1 protein-coding gene is annotated in these 18,677 nt (G+C 74.9%); it reads left to right on the forward strand.

Annotated elements, in window-relative coordinates; all coding sequences use genetic code 11:
• The first annotated feature begins 35 nt into the window (after positions 1–35).
• The gene (locus OHS81_RS34345) at positions 36–18,677 is read left to right on the forward strand and encodes a non-ribosomal peptide synthase/polyketide synthase (protein WP_328389826.1); all 18,642 of its coding nucleotides are present in this window, start codon (positions 36–38) and stop codon (positions 18,675–18,677) included.

The following is an 18,677-nucleotide window of genomic DNA, read 5'->3' on the forward strand; positions in this document are numbered from 1 at the left end:
GCACTGCCCGTCCCCGCTGAGAAGGACCGACCTCCATGACGGACCAGCACGAAAGTTCAGCCCCGGAGTCCGCATCGCCGCAGGACCGGACCGTTCCCCCGGTCCCCGGGTCCGGCCCGGTCCGCCCGGGTCCCGGCACCCCGCTCGGGGACCTGTTCGCCGCCTGGGTGGCCCGCACCCCGCACGCGCCCGCGGTGACGGACGGCCGGCGGACCTGGTCCTACCGCGAGCTCGACCGACTGGCCAACCGCCTTGCCCACGACCTCATCGGACGCGGGGTGGGGCCGGAGCGGACGGTGGCGGTGGTACTGCCGCGCTCGGTCGAACTCGTCATCGCGGAACTCGCCGTGGCCAAAGCCGGCGGTGCCTTCCTGCCCGTCGACCCGGCCTACCCCGCCGAACGCCGCGCCCTGATGCTGTCCGACGCCCGGCCGGCCGCGGTCATCGACGACCTGGCGCAGACCCGGCCCCCCACGGGGCCGGACCGTGCGCCACAGGACAGCGACCTGCTCGCGCCGCTGTGCGCGGAGCACCCCGCCTACGTCATCTACACCTCGGGATCCACCGGTACCCCCAAGGGCGTGACGGTGCCCCACGCGGGGCTGGGGCCCTTCGCCGCGGCGGCCGCCGAGCAGTACGACGTCGCGCCGGGCGCCCGCGTCCTGCAGTTCTCCTCCCCGAGCTTCGACGCCTCCGTCCTGGAACTGTGCCTCTCCGTGCTGTCGGGCGCGACCCTCGTGGTACCGCCCGACGGGCCGTGGCTGGGCGAAGAACTCTCGGCCGTCCTGGCGGACCACCGCATCACCCACGCGCTCATCCCGCCCGCCGCGCTCGCGACCGTGCCCGCCCCGACGGACGACCACGGCCTGCCCGACCTGCGGACCCTCATCGTGGGAGCCGAAGCCTGCCCGGCCGAGCTGGCCGACCGCTGGGCGGCGGGGCGCCGGCTGATCAATTCCTACGGTCCCACCGAGGCCACGGTGGTCGCGTCCTGGACCGGGCCGCTGGCCGTGGGCGGCGGCGCGCCGTCCATCGGCAGACCGCTGCCGCACGCCCGGCTCCATGTCCTGGACGCGGCGATGCGGCCGGTGCCGGCGGGAGCCGGCGGAGAGCTGTACGTGGGCGGCGCCGGGGTGGCACGCGGTTACCTCGGCCGCCCGGGGCTGACCGCCGCGCGCTTCGTCGCCGACCCGTACGGACCGCCCGGCACCAGGCTCTACCGCACCGGGGACCTGGCGCGCCGGAACGCCGACGGTGAACTGGAATTCCTCGGGCGGGCCGACCGGCAGGTCAAGGTGCGCGGCTTCCGCATCGAACCCGGGGAAATCGAGGCGGTGTTGGCCCGGCACCCCCGCGTCGGTGAAGCGGTGGTCATCGTCCGTGAGGACGAGCCCGGGCGGCAGCGGCTCGTCGCCTATGTCACCCCGGCCGATCCCGTCCGGGCCCCGCAGCCCGCGGAGTTGCGCGCCGTGGCCTCCCGCAGCCTGCCGGCCCATATGGTGCCCTCCGCCGTGGTCGTCCTCGACGCGTTCCCGCTGACCGCACACCACAAGATCGACCGGCGGGCGCTCCCCGCACCCGAACCGGCCCGCGCCCCGGAACAGGGCCACATCGCCCCCCGGACACCCACCGAGCGGACCCTGGCCGGCATCTGGTCGGAGGTGCTGTCGGTGCACACCATCGGCACCGGGGACGACTTCTTCGAGCTCGGCGGCGACTCCGTCCTCGCCGTGCGGGTGCTGTCCCGGATCCGGGAAGAGTTCGGCGACCGGCTGTCCGTGCGTGACCTGTTCACCGCCCGGACGGTCGCCGCACTGGTGCCGCTCCTCGGCGACCCGGCCACCACGGGCCCGGCGGCACCGGTCACCCCGGTCCCGCGCGACCGTCCGCTGCCGCTGTCCGGCGCCCAGCAACGGCTGTGGTTCCTCGACGACCTGACGGCCGGCGACACCGAGTACAACACCGGTGTCGGGGTGCGCCTGGGCGGTCCGCTGGACGCCGCCGCGCTGCGCCGCGCCCTGGACCGGCTCGCCGCGCGCCACGACTCCCTGCGCACCACCTTCACCACGGTGGACGGGCGCGGTGTGCAACGCGTCGACACCGCCGCCGCCCTGCCGCCTCGCACCGTCGACCTCGGCGCCCTCCCCGCGGACGGCCGGGACGCGGCGGCCGAGCGGCTGCTCGCCGAGGAGCTGGAGACCCCCTACGACCTGCGCGAGGGCCCCCTCACCCGGGCCCTGCTGGTCCGGCTCGCCGACGAGGAGCATCTGCTGCTCCTGGCCCAGCACCACATCGTCACCGATGGCTGGTCGGTCGGCGTGCTGGTCCGTGAACTGGCCGCGCTGTACGCGTCCGAGGCGGACGGCAGCCCGGACGGCCTGGCACAACCGGTCCTCCAGTACCCCGACTTCGCCGTGTGGGAGCGCGCGCACCCCGCCCCGGACCGGGACGCCGCCGACCTCGCGTACTGGAAGCGGCACCTCACCGGTCTGCCGCAGCTCGACCTGCCCACGGACCGGCCCCGGCCGCCGGTGCGCACCACGTCCGGCGCGGCACACCGCCATGACCTGCCGGCCGACCTGGCCGAACGCCTGGGCGCACTCGCCCGGTCCAAGGGCACGACCCTCTTCACCCTGTTCGCCGGGGCGGCCTCGGTGCTGTTCTCCCGCTACACCGGCCAGCGCGACATCGTGTTCGGCACCGTCACCAACGGGCGCACCCACCGGGAACTGGAGGAGGTGACCGGCTTCTTCGTCAACACCCTGGTGCTGCGCGGCGATGTCGACCCCGCCGCCACCGTCGACCACTTCCTGGACACCGTGCGGGCGACGCTGCTGGACGCCTTCAGCCACGACGGCGTCCCCTTCGACCGGGTCGTCGAGGAGCTGGCCCCGCAGCGCGACCCCAGCCGCACCCCGCTGGTGCAGGTCCTGGTCGTCCAGCAGACCGCCATGGTGCACCCGCAGGAAGCCGGCGGCGTACGGATCGAGGAGCATCCGCTGCCGCGCCCGGCCGCACGGTTCGACCTGGTACTGGAGTTCCTGCCGCGCAGCGACGGGTCCTTCGGGCTGACCGTCGAGTACAACACCGACCTGTTCGACGCCCCGACCGTGGCCCGGATGAGCCGTCAGCTGCACCTCCTGCTGGAGGGGATGGCGGACGGCCCGCAGCGGACCGTCGCCGAACTGCCGCTGCTGACCGACGACGAGCGGCGCACCATGCTCGACGCCTGGAACACCCCGCAGCAGGACGGACCGGACACCACCCTGCCCGAGCTCCTGGAGGCGCAGACCCATCGCACTCCCGACCGGACCGCCGTGGTCTGCGGGGACACCCAGCTCACCTACGACGAGGCGAACCGGCGCGCCAACCGCCTGGCCCGGCTGCTGGCCCGCCGCGGGGCCGGACCCGAGACCCTGGTGGCGCTGGCCCTGCCGCGCTCGGCCGACCTGGTCCCCGTCCTGTGGGCGGTGCTCAAGGCGGGCGCCGGCTATCTGCCGGTGGACCCCGGCTATCCGGCCGAACGCATCCGCTTCATGCTCACCGACGCCGCGCCGGCCCTCGTCCTGACCACCCGGGACACGGCCGGCGCGCTGCCCGCCGGCGTCGAGCGGCTGATACTGGACGACCCGGAGACCGCGGCCGAGTGGGCCGGGCATCCGGAGGACGACCTCACCGATGCCGAACGGGTCCGGCCGCTGGACCCCTGCCACCCCGCGTACGTCATCTACACGTCCGGCTCGACGGGCCGTCCCAAAGGTGTCGTGGTCACCCATCGCAGCGTGGCGGACCTGGCGGCCTGGGCGGGAGCGCAGTTCGGCCCGGAGCGGCTGACGCATGTGGTGGCCTCCACCTCGCTCAACTTCGACGTCTCCGTCTTCGAACTGCTCTGCCCCCTGCTGTCCGGCGGCAGCATCGAAGTGGTGGCCGACCTCCCGGCCCTCGCCGACCGGCCGGGCACCGCGCCGCGGCAGGCGGGTCTCCTCAGCGGGGTGCCGTCGGTGGTCTCCCGGCTGCTCACCCGGGACACCGGCACGCTCACGGCCGACACGGTGGTCCTGGCGGGCGAGGCGCTGCCCGCGCAGACCGTACGGGAGATCCGGGAGACGATGCCGTCCTCCCAGGTCGCCAACATCTACGGCCCGACCGAGGCCACGGTGTACGCCACGGCATGGTTCGCCGACGACGACACCCCCGAGCAGGCCCCGCCCATCGGCCGGCCCGTCGCCCGGACCCGCTGCTACGTCCTGGACAGCATGCTGCGCCCGCAACCACCGGGCGTGACGGGCGAGTTGTACCTCGGGGGAAGGGGCCTGGCCCGGGGCTACCTCAGGCGTCCCGGCCTGACCGCCACCCGGTTCCTCGCCGACCCCTTCGCCGCCCCCGGCAGCCGGATGTACCGCACCGGCGACCTGGTGCGCTGGACCACCGACGGTGAGCTGGAGTACCTGGGCCGGGCCGACCAGCAGGTCAAGGTGCGCGGCTTCCGTATCGAGCTGGGCGAGGTCGAGGAGGCGCTGCTGCGCTGCGCGGGGGTGGCCCAGGCGGCCGCCGCCACCCGGGAGAGCGGCGGCCACAAGCGGCTGATCGGCTATGTCGTCCCGGCGCCCGGCGCGGAGCTCGTCCCGAGCGCGATACGCCGGCTGCTCGGCCGCAGCGTGCCCGACTACATGGTGCCTGCATCCGTCGTCGTCCTGGACGCGATGCCGCTCAACCCCAACGGCAAGCTCGACCGCGGCCGGCTGCCCGACCCGGACTGGACCACTGCCGGTACGGCGGACTACGCCGCGCCGCGCACCGCCACCGAACGGGCGCTCGCCACCGTGTGGGCCGACGTGCTGCGCGTCGAGCGCGTCGGCGTCGACGACAACTTCTTCTCGCTGGGCGGCGATTCGATCCTCAGCATCCAGGTCGTCGCCCAGGCACGGCAGGCGGGCCTGGCCGTCACCTCGCGCGACGTGTACCGGCACCAGACGGTCGCCGCCCTCGCGCAGTGCGTGGACGCCGCCGGGCAGCCGGCCCCGGGACCGGACCCCGCGGCGGAGGCCACCGGCCCGGCGCCGCTGACGCCCATTCAGCACTGGCTGTTCGAGAGCGACCCCGGGCGGGCCGGCCACTTCGCCCAGACGATGTCCGTCGAGCTGGCCGACGGCCTCGACGCCACCGCGCTGGAGGCCGCCCTGCACGACGTGGTCGCCCACCACGACGCCCTGCGCTCGCGCTTCGTGCGGGACGGCGACGGCCGGTGGCGCCAGCACATCGACCGCGAGGCACCCGGGTTCGCGCTGCAGCGCCACACCGGCCCCGACGACGACGTCCCGCACCACGGGCCGTTCGACCTGAGCCGCGGACCCCTGCTGCGCGCCGTGCTCCACGACCGGGGCACCGGTCTGCCTCCCGTCCTGCACCTGGCCGTCCACCACCTGGTGGTCGACGGCGTCTCCTGGCGCCTCCTGCTGGAGGACCTGGACCGGGCCTACCGCGCACGGCGCGCGGGAGCGGACGCCGCACTGCCGCCGAAGTCCTCCCCGCTGCGCCACTGGGCGAAGCGGCTGACCGGGCACGCCGAAACCGGCGGCTTCCGGGACGAGACGGCCTACTGGACGGCGCTCGCCCGCACCTGTGACCCGGCGCTGCCGGCCGACCGCGCCGGCGCCAACACCTATGCGTCGGCCCGCTCGGTGACCGTGCGCCTCACCCCGGCGGACACCTCCGCCGTGCTGCACACCCTGCCCGGGGCCTTCCGCACCCAGGTCAACGATGTGCTGCTGAGCGCGCTGGGCCGGGTGCTGCACGAGTGGACCGGACGCGACCGGGTCCCGGTCGACCTGGAGGGCCACGGCCGGGAGGAGCTTTTCCCCGATGCGGACCTGAGCCGTACCGTCGGCTGGTTCACCACCCGCTACCCGGTCGCCCTCACCGTGGCGCGGGACGCCGACTGGTGCACCGTGCTGAAGTCGGTCAAGGAGCAGCTGCGCGCCGTGCCCCGCCGCGGCCTCGGCTACGGCGTCCAGCGGCACCTGATCCGGCCGGAGGGCCTGCCCGGCACCCCGACCGCGGACATCAGCTTCAACTACCTCGGCCAGTTCGGCACGCCGGGCGGTGACGGCAGCCTCTACCGCGGCCCGTACCGCGAACTGGCGCTGGACGCCGATCCCGCCGCGCCGCGCCCGCACGCCCTGGAGGTCGTCGGCCGGCTGGACGGCGACGCGCTGGAATTCACCTGGTTCTACTCGGCGAACCTCCACCACGAGGACACCGTCACCCGGCTCGCCGGACACTTCGCCCGGGCGCTGGGCGGCATCGCCCGGGACGCCGCCCGGCCCGGAGCCGGCGGCCGCACCCCCTCCGACTTCCCGCTGGTCGCGCTCGACCAGCCCACCGTGGACCGGCTGGTGGGCGACGGCAGCACCGTCGAGGACATCCACCCGCTCACCCCCACCCAGGCCGGCATGCTCTTCCACCGGCTCTCCCAGGACGACCAGAGCGTCTACTTCCAGCAGCTCACCTTCGTCCTGGACGGCGTGCCCGGCCCGCAGGCCCTCGCGGCGGCCTGGCAGCAGGTCACGGACCGCACCCCGGTGCTGCGCGGACGCGTCGTCTGGCAGGACGTGCCCGAACCGCTACTGGTGGTGGAGCGCGGCGTCACCGTGCCGGTCACCCAGCTGGACTGGCGGGGCTTGCCGGACGACGAGCGCCGGGCCGCCCTGCAAGAACTGCTCGACCGTGACCGGCGGCGCGGCATCGACCTCGACTCCGCCCCGCTGCTGCGCCTGGCCCTGGCCCGGCTCTCCGACACCGAGGTACAGGTGGTGTGGTCCTTCCACCACCTGGTGCTCGACGGCTGGAGCCTGTTCCAGGTGCTGTCCGACGTCTTTTGGTGCCACGCCGCGCTGCGCGGCACCGCCGCAGCGGACGGTGCCGCGCCCGCAGCGGCAGGCCTGCCCAGCCGCCGGCCGTTCCGCGACTATGTGGCCTGGCTGCAGGGTCGCGACTGGGCGGAAGCCGAACGGCACTGGCAGACCCGGCTCGACGGCTGGAGCGAGCCCACCGCCCTGCCCTACGACCGCGAGCCCCGGGAAGCCCACCGCGCGGAGTCCACCGCGGCGGTACGGCTCTCCCTGCCCGCCGCCACCACCCGCCGCCTGGACGAGCTCGCCAAGAGCGCCGGCCTCACCATGAACACGCTGGTCCAGGGGGCCTGGGCGCTGCTGCTGGCCCGTCAGACGGGGCGCCGGGAGGTCGTCTTCGGCACCACCGTGTCCGGACGGCCGCCGGAGCTGCCCGGTGTCGAGGCGATGAACGGCCTGTTCATCGCGACCGTACCGACCCGGCTGACGGTCCCCGCCGACGGCACCCTGACGGCCTGGCTGCGCCGGGTGCAGGAGATCCAGACCGAGGACCGGCGCTTCGACTTCGTCCCGCTCGCCCGGCTGAAGGCGTTCAGCGACCTGCCCGAGCGGGCCCCGCTCTTCGACAGCATCGTGGTCTTCGAGAACTACCCGGTCGGCGGCGACCTCGCCGCCGCGCACGGGCTGCGGCTGACCGGCCTCGACGGCATCGAGACCACCAACTACCCGCTGAGCCTGGTCGCCTACCCGGGCCAGGAGCTGGCCCTGCGGCTCGGCTACGACCCGGAGCTGTTCGACGCGGCCACCGTGGAGCGGATGGGGGAGTACCTCACCGTGCTGCTGGAGGGCCTGGCCGCGGACGACCGGCGCCCGCCCGCGCGGCTGCCGGTGCTCGGCGCGGCACACCGCCGCCAGGTGGTCGAGGAGTGGAACGACACCGCCGCCCCGCTGCCCGAGGGAACGGTCGCCGAACTGTTCGCCGCCCAGGCCCGGCGCACCCCCGACGCGATGGCGCTGGACGCCGGGGACATTCGCCTCACCTACCGCGAACTCGACGCCCGTACCGACGCGTTGGCCCGCCGGCTGGCCGGGCTCGGCGTGCGTCCGGAGGCCCCGGTCGGGGTCCTCATGGACCGGTCGGCCGCCCTGGTCATCGCCCAGCTGGCCCTCGTCAAGGCGGGCGGTGTGTACGTCCCGCTGGACGGCCGCGCGCCACGGGAGCGGCTGCGGCAGGTGCTGGCGGAGACCACGGCGGAGCTGGTGCTCACCGACGCCGCCTGGGAGGAGGCCGCCCGCGAGGCGGCACCCGGCGGGCGCACCCTGCTGGTGACGGCCGGGGCCGCACCGGCCGGCGCCGCCGCCCCGGTGGAGGGCGCACCCCTGCCCGCCCTCCACCCCGACAACGCGCTCTACCTGATGTTCACCTCCGGCTCCACCGGCCGCCCCAAGGGGGTCGCGGTGCGCCACCGGGACGTCGTGGCGCTCGCCTTCGACCGCGCCTTCGACGGACACGACCGGGTCCTGGTGCACTCCCCGCAGGCCTTCGACGCGGCCACCTACGAACTGTGGGTACCCCTGCTGCGCGGCGGCCGGGCCGTCCTCGCCCCGCCGGCCGACGTGGACGCCACCACGGTGCGCCGGGCGATCCGTGAACAGGGCGTCACCTGCCTGTGGCTGACCGCCGGGCTGTTCCGCCTGCTGTCCCAGGAGGACCCCGCGTGCCTGCGGGGCGCCCGGGAGGTGTGGACCGGCGGCGAGGCCGTGCCGGGCGCCGCGGTACGCCGCGTCCTCGACGCCTGCCCTGACCTGACCGTCGTCGACGGCTACGGCCCCACCGAGACCACCACCTTCGCGACCCGCCGGGCCTTCCGCTCCGGCGACCCGCTGCCCGCCGCCCTGCCCATCGGACGCCCGCTGGACAACACCCGCGTCTACGTCCTGGACGACGCGCTGCAGCCCCAGCCGCCGGGCATCCCGGGAGAGCTGTACGTCGCCGGCGCCGGGCTCGCCCGCGGCTACGCCGGACGCCCCGGCGCGACCGCCGGACGCTACCTGGCCGACCCGTTCGGACCGGCCGGGAGCCGGATGTACCGCACCGGCGACATCGTGCGCTGGAGCGCCGACGGCGAACTCCACTTCGTGGGGCGCGCCGACGACCAGATCAAGATCCGCGGCTTCCGTGTCGAACCGGCCGAGATCGAGGCCCAGCTCACCCGCCACGCCGCGATCGCCGAAGCGGTGGTGACCGTCCCCGAGGACGGCGGACGCAAGCGCCTGGTCGCCTACCTCGTCCCCGCCCCGGAGGCGACGGTGCCGCAGGCGCAGGAGCTGCGCGCCCACCTCGCCGCCGAACTGCCCGACTACATGGTCCCCGCCGCGTTCGTGACCCTGGACGCGCTGCCCCTGACGGGCAACGGAAAGGTGGACCGGGGCCGGCTGCCCGCCCCCGACTGGTCGGCCGCCACCGCCGGCGAGCACCGCGCGCCGCGCACCGAGGCCGAGCGGATCCTCGCGGAGATCTGGTGCACCCTGCTGGGCCTCGACCGGGTGGGCGTCGAGGACAACTTCTTCATGCTGGGCGGCGATTCGATCCTCAGCATCCAGGTCGTCTCGCGCGCCCGCCGGGCGGGCCTGACCCTGACCCCGCGGGACCTGTTCCGCCACCCCACCATCGCCGCCCTGGCCGCCGCCACCGGCGCCGCCGCACCCCTCAGCGGCACCGGCCCGGTGGCCGGAGACGTCGCCCTCACCCCGATCCAGCACTGGTTCCTCGATGCCCGGCCGGAGCACCCCGGGTACTTCAACCAGTCCCTCGTCATCGAACTGGCCGAGGAGCCCGACCCAGGGGCGCTGCACGAGGCGCTGCACGCCCTGTGGGCCCACCACGACGCCCTGCGGTCCCGCTTCGCGCAGCGGGCGGACGGCACCTGGCACCAGCACTGCCCCGCCCCGGACGCCGGCGGACCGCAGTTGCTGCGCGTACACGACCTGGCCGGAAGGGACGACGAGGAGTGCGCCGCCGCGGTCGAGGCCGCCATGGCCGAGGCCCAGGCCGGCTTCCGGCTCGACACGGGCCCCCTGCTCGCCGCCCGCCTGTTCACCGGCGCCCGGGACCTGTCGCCGCGGCTGTTCCTGACCGTCCACCACCTGGTGGTCGACGGGGTCTCCTGGCGGGTGCTGCTGGAGGACCTGGAGAGCACCTACCGGCAGGCCCGCAACGGTGACCCGGTGACCCCGCCCGCCCGGACCACCTCCGTACAGGAATGGGCCCGCCGGCTGCACGACCACACCGAGGCCGGCGGCTTCGACGACGAGCGAGCGCACTGGAGCGCGGTGGCCCCGCACTGCGCGGCCCCCCTGCCCGTCGACGCCGACGGCCCCAACACGATCGCCGACCTGCGCTCGGTCACCGTCCGCCTGGACCGCGGGCGGACCGGCGACCTGCTGCAGAAGGTGCCCGGCGTCTACCGCACACAGATCAACGACGTGCTGCTCACCGCGCTCGGCCGGGTGCTGGCCGACTGGACCGGCGAGCGCACCGTCGCCGTCGGCCTGGAGGGACACGGACGCGAGGACCACCTCTTCGAGGGCGTCGATCTGTCCCGTACGGTCGGCTGGTTCACCTCCCTGTTCCCCGTCGCCCTGGACGTCCCGGCCGGCGACTGGGCCGCGGCGCTCAAGTCCGTCAAGGAACAACTGCGCGCGGTACCCGGCCGGGGTCTCGGGCACGGAGCGCTGCGGCACCTCGCGGGCGCCGCCGAACTCACCGGCGCGCCCCAGCCCCGCATCAGCTTCAACTACCTCGGCCGGTTCGACTGGTCCGGCGACGGCGGGCTGATCCGCGCCGTACGCGGGGGACTGGACGGCGCCGCCGCGCCCGGGACCGTCCGGCCGCACCTGCTGGACGTGGTGGGCCGGGTCGAGGACCGGTGCCTCGAACTCACCTGGTACTACAGCGGCCGGGTGCACCACGAGGAGACGGTGACCGCGCTGGCCACCGGCATGCTCACGGCGCTGGAGGACATCGTCGCCCACTGCGCCGGCCCGGACGCCGGCGGCCGCACCCCTTCCGACTACCCGCTCGCCCGCCTCGACCAGGCGGCCGTGGACCGGGTCGCCGCGGACGGCCGCGCGGTGGAGGACATCTACCCGCTGACGCCCATGCAGGCGGGCATGCTCTTCCACAGCCTGATGGACCCCGACTCCCACACCTACTTCAACCAGGTCCAGCTGGTGCTCTCCGGCGTCACCGACCCGGCCGCGCTCGCCACGGCATGGCAGCAGACGGCCGACGCCAACCCGATGCTGCGCACCCGCCTGGTGTGGGCGGAGACCGCCGAACCGCTGCAGGTCGTCCAGACGCGGGCCACCGTGCCCGTCACCCACCACGACTGGTCGGGGTGGACCCCCGAGGCGTGCGAGCACGCGCTGACCACGCTGCTCGCCGAGGACCGGGCGGCCGGTCTCGACCTCGCCGCCGCCCCGCTGATGCGGCTGGCCCTGATCAAGCTGTCCGACGACCGGGTCCGGCTGGTGTGGACGTTCCACCACATCCTGCTCGACGGCTGGAGCGCGGCCCAGGTCTTCGACGAGATCTGCGAACGGTATGCGGCGCTCACCGCGGGCCGCCGCCCCGAGGTCCCCTCCCGCCCGCCGTTCGGCAGCTATCTGCGCTGGCTGGCGGAGCAGGACGGCACACACGCCGAGCGGCACTGGCGCACCGCGCTGGCCGGCTTCACCTCACCGACCGAACTCCCGCGGGACCGGGGGCCCCTGGAGGCCCACCGCGCCTCGTCCTCCGGCTCGGTCCACGTCACCCTGGACGAGGCGGACTCCGCCCGTCTGCGGGAGACCGCGCAGCACGCCGGCCTCACCATGAACACCGTGCTGCAGGGCGCCTGGGGCCTGCTGCTGTCCCGCTACAGCAACAGCGACGACGTGGTCTTCGGCACCACCGTCTCCGGCCGGCCCGCCGCGCTGCCCGGGGTGGAGTCCATGGTCGGCCTGTTCATCAACACCCTCCCCACCCGGGTCCGGGTCGACGGGCACCGCGGGCTGCTGGACTGGCTGCGCGATCTGCAGACCGCCCAGTCGGAGTCGCGGCGCTACGACTTCGTCTCCCTGGCCGAGCTCCAGTCCTGGAGCGAAGTCCCGCGCGGGACCGGCCTGTTCGACAGCATCGTGGTCTTCGAGAACTACCCCTTCGACAGCGACGCCCTCGCCCGGCACGGCCTGGGCATCCAGCAGGAACGCGACCTGGAGCCGACCAACTACCCGCTCAGCGTGATCGTCGCCCCCGGTGAACGCCTGACCGTGGCCCTGGACTACGACCCGGCGGCCTTCGACGCGGCGACCGTAGAGCGGCTGGGCACCTGCCTGCGGGTCCTGCTGACGGAGATGGCGGCCGACCCGGACCGCCGCCTGGGCGACCTGCCGCTGCTCACCGCGGACGAACGCGGGCGCATCCTGGGGGAGTTCGGCGGCACGGCCGTCGCACAGCCGCGGCGCGTCCTGCCCGAGGTGTTCGAGGCGCAGGCGGACCGCACCCCGCACGCCACCGCCGTACTGGCCGGGGACGACCGGCTCTCCTACCGGGAGCTGAACGCACGCGCCAACCGGCTGGCCCGGCTGCTGATCGCCTCGGGCGCGGGCCCGGAGCGGTTCGTCGCCCTCGCGCTGCCGCGCACGGCCGACCTGATCGTGGCGCTGCTGGCCGTGCTCAAGAGCGGCGCCGGCTACCTCCCGGTCGACCCCAAGTACCCGGCCGAGCGGGTCTCCTTCCTGTTCGACGACATCGGACCGGACATCGTCCTCACCACCGCCGCACTGGCCGGGCGGCTGCCCGAGGGGCCCGCCACCCGGATCGCGCTGGACGACCCCGGGACCGCGGACCGGCTCGCCGGGCAGTCCGCCGCCGACCTCGGCGACGGCGAGCGGACCGGCGCACTGCTGCCCGCCCACCCCGCCTACGTCATCCACACCTCGGGCTCCACCGGCCTGCCCAAGGGCGTGGTGGCCACCCACGGGTCGGTCGTCGCCCTGGCCGACTGGGCGGCCGGCGAGTTCGGCGGCCGGGGCCTGTCCCACGTCGTGGCGTCCACCTCGCTCAACTTCGATGTGTCGGTATTCGAGATCTTCAGCCCGCTGCTGTCCGGCGGCTGCGTCGAGATCGTGAGCGACCTGCTGGCCCTCGCCGAACGCTCGGCGCCCTGGACCGCGAGCCTGCTCAGCGCCGTCCCCTCGGCCCTCGGCCAACTGCTCGCCGAGGACACCGTGCACGTCACGGCGGACACCGTGGTACTGGCGGGCGAGGGGCTAGCGGCCCGTACCGTACGGGAGGTCCGCGCCGCCGTCCCCGGCTGCCGGGTCGCGAACATCTACGGCCCCACCGAGGCCACCGTCTACGCCACCGCCTGGTACTGCGACCCGGCCGACCCGGACCGCACGCCGCCGATCGGCAGCCCGGTCGCCGGCGCCCGGGCCTATGTCCTCGATCCGCACCTGCGGCCGGTCCCCGTCGGCGTCCCCGGCGAGCTCTACCTCGCCGGGACCGGTGTGGCGCGTGGCTACTTCGCGCGGCCCGGGCTGACCGCCCGGCGCTTCCTGGCCGACCCGTTCGGCCCCGCGGGCGAGCGGATGTACCGCACCGGCGACCTCGTGCGCTGGGACGCCGACGGGCAGCTGGAGTACCTGGGCCGCGGCGACGACCAGGTCAAGGTGCGCGGCTTCCGCATCGAACTCGGCGAGGTCGAGGCCGCGCTGGCCCGGCACCCGGAGGTGGCCGAGGCCGCCGCCCGGGTCGTCGAGACCGACGGCCACAAACGCCTGGTGGGGTATGTGGTCACCCGGGGCGCGGCGGACGCCGATCCCGCCGCGGTGCGTGCCTTCCTGGCCCGGAGCCTGCCCGACCATCTGGTCCCCGCGGTCGTCGTCCCCCTGGAGCGGCTGCCGCTGGGAGCCACCGGCAAACTCGACCGGCGTGCCCTGCCGGCGCCCGACTGGGCCGCCCCGGCCGCCGGTTACGTCCCGCCGCGCACGGACACCGAGCAGACGCTCGCCGGCATCTGGGCCGAGGTGCTGGGCGTGGACCGGGTGGGCGCCGAGGACAACTACTTCGCGCTCGGCGGGGACTCGATCCTCAGCATCCAGATCGTCTCCGCGGCCCGCCGCGCCGGTCTCGCGCTGACCCCGCGCCATCTGTTCGTCCACCAGACCGTCGCCACCCTGGCCGCGGCCGCGGCGCAGCTGCCGGCCACGGCGTCCACCGCAGAACAGGGCCCGGTGGTGGGCGAGGTGCCGCTCACCCCCGTCCAGCACTGGCTGTTCGACAGCGTCCCGGACCGCCCCGGGCACTTCACCCAGTCGCTCGCCTTCCAGCTGGCCGCCGAGGTCGACGAGGGCGCGCTGCGGGCCGCCCTGGCCGCGGTGCTGGAGCACCACGACGCCCTGCGCACGGTGTACGAGACCACCGACGGCGGCCACTGGCGCCAGTACACCGCGGCGCCCGGTGCGGCCCCCGCCCTGGAGGTCCACGACCTCGTCGGCCTGGAGCCGCAGGACCGTGCCGCGGAGCTGCGCGCGCTGACGGCGGACCTGTGCGCGGGCTTCGACCTCGCGACCGGGCCGCTGCTGAAGACCGCGCTGTGCCACCTCGGCGACCAGGACCGCCCGGTCCTGGTGCTGGCGGCCCACCACCTGGTCGTCGACGCGGTGTCCTGGCGCATCATCCTGGAAGACCTCGACACCGCCTACGGCCGGGTACGCGCCGGGGAACGGGCCGCGCTCGGCCCCAAGACCACCTCGTTCCGGGCCTGGGCGCAGCGGCTGCACGACCACACCGCGGCCGGCGGCTTCGACGGCGAACTCGCCCACTGGAGCGCCGCGGACGGCCTGACGGACCTGCCCACCGACCACACGGGCCGCAACTCCGCGGACTCCGAGGACACCGTGACCGTCCGCCTGGAGGCCGAGGAGACCCGCAGGCTGCTCCAGGACGTCCCGGAGGCCTACCGGACCCGGATCAACGACGTCCTGCTGTGCGCCTTGGGCCGGGTACTCGCCCGCTGGACCGGGCACGACCGGGTACGGATCGGGCTGGAGGGCCACGGCCGCGAGGAGATCTTCGACGACATCGACCTCTCCCGCACCGTCGGCTGGTTCACCACCATGTTCCCGGTCGCGCTGGACCTTCCGCCGCACGCGGACCTCGCCACGGCGCTGAAGTCCGCCAAGGAGGGCCTGCGGGCGCTGCCCGGGCACGGCCTGGGACACGGTGCGCTGCGCCATCTGCGCACCCCGGGGGCCCCGGGGCTGCCGGCCGATCCGCAGATCGCCTTCAACTACCTCGGCCAGCAGGACTGGAGCGCGTCCGGCGGCGACGGCCTGCTGCACGCACCGTACGGCGCGCTGGAGGGCGACATGGACCGGGCGGCCGACCGGCCGCATCTGATCGACATCGTCGGCATGGTGGCGGACAAGCGGCTGGAGTTCACCTGGTCGTACTCGAAGAACCTGCACCTGCGGTCCACCGTGGCCGAACTGGCCGAGGAGATGGCCGCCGAGCTGCGGGAGATCGTGCGGCACTGCGCGGAGCCGGACGCCGGCGGGCGCACGCCCTCCGACTTCCCGCTGGTCCGCCTCGACCAGGAGACCGTCGACCGGCTCGTCGGCGACGGCCGGGACGTCACGGACGTCTACCCGCTGACCCCCACCCAGACCGGCATGGTCTTCCACGGACTCGACGAACCCGACCAGGGGCTCTACGTCGAACAGGCCACCTTCGTCCTGGACGGCGTCACCGACTCCCGGCTGCTGGCCGCCGCCTGGCAGCAGGTCGTCGACCGCACCCCCGTGCTGCGCAGCGCGGTGGTCCTGCACGAGGTGCCGGTACCCCTGCAGACCGTCCACCGTTCCGTCGCCCTGCCCGTCACCGAGCTCGACTGGAGCGCGCTGACGCAGGAGCGGCGCGACGACGGACTGGCACGGCTGCTCGCCGAGGACCAAGGCCGCGGGCTCGCCCTCGACCGGGCGCCGCTGCTGCGGCTGACCCTCATCCGGCTCTCCCCGGCCGAGGTACGGGTGGTGTGGACCTTCCACCATGTGCTGCTCGACGGCTGGAGCGTCTTCCAGGTCCTCTCGGACGTCTTCTCCTGCCATGCGGCGCTCACCCGCGGCGACGCCCCGGACCTGCCCGGCCGCAGGCCGTTCGCGGACTACGCCGCCTGGCTCGCCGCCCACGACACCGCCCCCGCCGAACAGCACTGGCGCGGTGCCCTGGCCGGCCTGACCGCACCCACCCCGCTGCCCTACGACCGCCGCCCGGCACCCGGCGCCGCCACCCGCGCCGGCACCTGGCTCTCCGAGCGGCTCGGCGAGCGGGAGAGCGCCGCGCTCCAGGACTTCGCCCGGCGCCACCACCTCACCCTCAACACCGTCGTCCAGGGGGTCTGGGGCCTGCTGCTGGCGCGCTGGAGCGGGGAGCGCGAGGTGTGCTTCGGCACGACGGTCTCCGGCCGGCCCGCCGACCTGCCCGGCGCCGACGCCATCACCGGCCTGTTCATCAACACCCTGCCGGTGCGCTGCGACGTGGACGGCGGCGCGGCCCCGGCCGACTGGCTGCGCGGTCTGCAGTCCGCCCAGGCCGACGCCCGCGGCTTCGAGCAGGTCCCGCTGTCGGACCTGCGCAACTGGAGCGAACTTCCTGCCGGAACACCGCTCTTCGAAAGCCTGGTGGTCTTCGAGAACTACCCGATCAACGACACCGCGGCCACCGCACACGGCCTGAGCGTCCGCGATCTGCACGCCCTGGAGGCCACCAACTACCCGCTCACCGTGGTGATCTCGCCCGACACCCGCCTGAGTGTCGAACTCGGCTACGACCCGCGGTACTTCGAGGAGTCCACCGCCCGGTCCCTGGCCGCCCAGCTGGTGCACACCCTGGGCGCCCTCGCCGAACCCGGCGGCGCGACGACCGTGGACGGGATCGACATCCTGCCGCCGGACGAGCGCGAGCGGCTGACCGGGCGCGGCGCACCGACGGCCGGTGACACGGTCCCGGCCGCCCCCCTCGCCGCGCTCGTCGAGGCGGCGGTCGACCGGTGGCCCGACGCCCCCGCGGTGAGCGCACCGGACCTCCGGCTCTCCTTCGCGCAGGTGGAGGCGCGGGCCAACCGCCTCGCGCACCACCTCCTCGCCCGGGGGACCGGCCCCGGCGACCTCGTCGCCCTGGTCCTGCCGAGATCGGCCGACATGGTCGTCGCCCAGCTCGCCACCGCCAAGACGGGCGCCGCCTACCTGCCGGTGGATCCCGGGTACCCGGCCGAGCGGATCGCGCTGATGCTGCGCGACGCCGCACCGGCCGTCACCCTGGAAGCCGCCGAGGTCCACGACCTCCTGGCCGCCGGAGACGACGCCGCACCGGCTCCCCGGCCCACCGACCGGGACCGCGTCCGCCCGCTCGACCTCGACGACCCGGCCTACGTGATCTACACCTCCGGCTCCACCGGCACCCCCAAGGGCGTGGTCGTCACCCACCGCGGCCTGGCCGCCTTCGCCGCCGCCGAGGCCGACCACTACCAAGTACGGCCGGGCGACCGGGTGCTGGCCTTCGCCACCCCCAGCTTCGACGCCTCCGTACTGGAGCTGTGCATGGCCCTGCCGGCCGGCGCCGCTCTCGTGGTGCCGCCGCCAGGACCGCTGCTCGGCGCGCAGCTGGCCGAGGTGCTGCGCGCGCAACGCATCACCCACACCCTGCTGCCGCCCGCCGCGCTCGCCACGGTGCCGCCCGCCACCGCGGGAACCCTGCCGGACCTGCGCACCCTCATCGTCGGCGCGGACGCCTGCGGCGCCGACCTGGTCGCCCGCTGGGCCCCGCACCACCGGATGATCAACTCCTACGGGCCCACCGAGACCACGGTGGTCGCCACGTGGTCCGGTCCGCTGGTGCCCGACGGCGCCGCACCGCCCATCGGGCGCCCCCGCGCGGGCAGCCGCAGCTATGTGCTCGACGGGCGGCTGCGGCCGGTCGCCGACGGCGTCCCCGGCGAACTGTGGATCAGCGGACCCTCCCTGGCCCGCGGCTACCTCCACCGTCCCGGCCTGACCGCCACCCGGTTCCTCGCCGACCCGTACGGCGCACCGGGCGAGCGGATGTACCGCACCGGCGACCTGGTCCGCCGCGACGCCCGCGGCGAGCTGCACTACCTCGGCCGTACCGACCACCAGATGAAGCTGCGCGGGCACCGGATCGAGGCAGGAGAGGTCGAGGCCGCCCTGGCGGGCCATCCTGCCGTCCGGGATGCCGTGGTGGCCGTACGGGAGGACGAGCCCGGGACGCCGCGCCTGGTGGCCCACCTGCTCGCCGCACCGGACGCCGAGATCCCGGCCGGCGCCGAGCTGCGCACGTTCGCCGCCCGGATGCTGCCCGGCCACATGGTCCCCTCGGCCTTCGTCGTCCTGGAGCGCTTCCCGCTCACCGAGAACGGCAAGACCGACCGCGCGGCCCTGCCCGCACCCGGACCCGACCTGCACGAGCCCGCCGCACAGGTCGCCCCGCGCACCCCCACCGAGCAGTTCCTCGCGGACGTCTGGTCCGAGGCCCTGGAGACGGCCGTGGGTGCCGAGGACGACTTCTTCGCCCTCGGCGGCGACTCGCTGCGCAGCCTGCTCATCGCCTCCCGGGTCAACGAGACCTTCGGCGTGGAGCTCACCCCCCGGGACGTGCTGACCACCCGCACGGTCGCCGCCCTGGCGGACCTGGTGGAGGAACACGTCCTGCGCGAACTCGAAGACGCCGCACGCGGCACCAGCGACCACAACGAACGGTGA

Origin of the sequence: Streptomyces sp. NBC_00400 (assembly GCF_036048035.1) — a bacterium.
GTDB lineage: Bacteria > Actinomycetota > Actinomycetes > Streptomycetales > Streptomycetaceae > Streptomyces.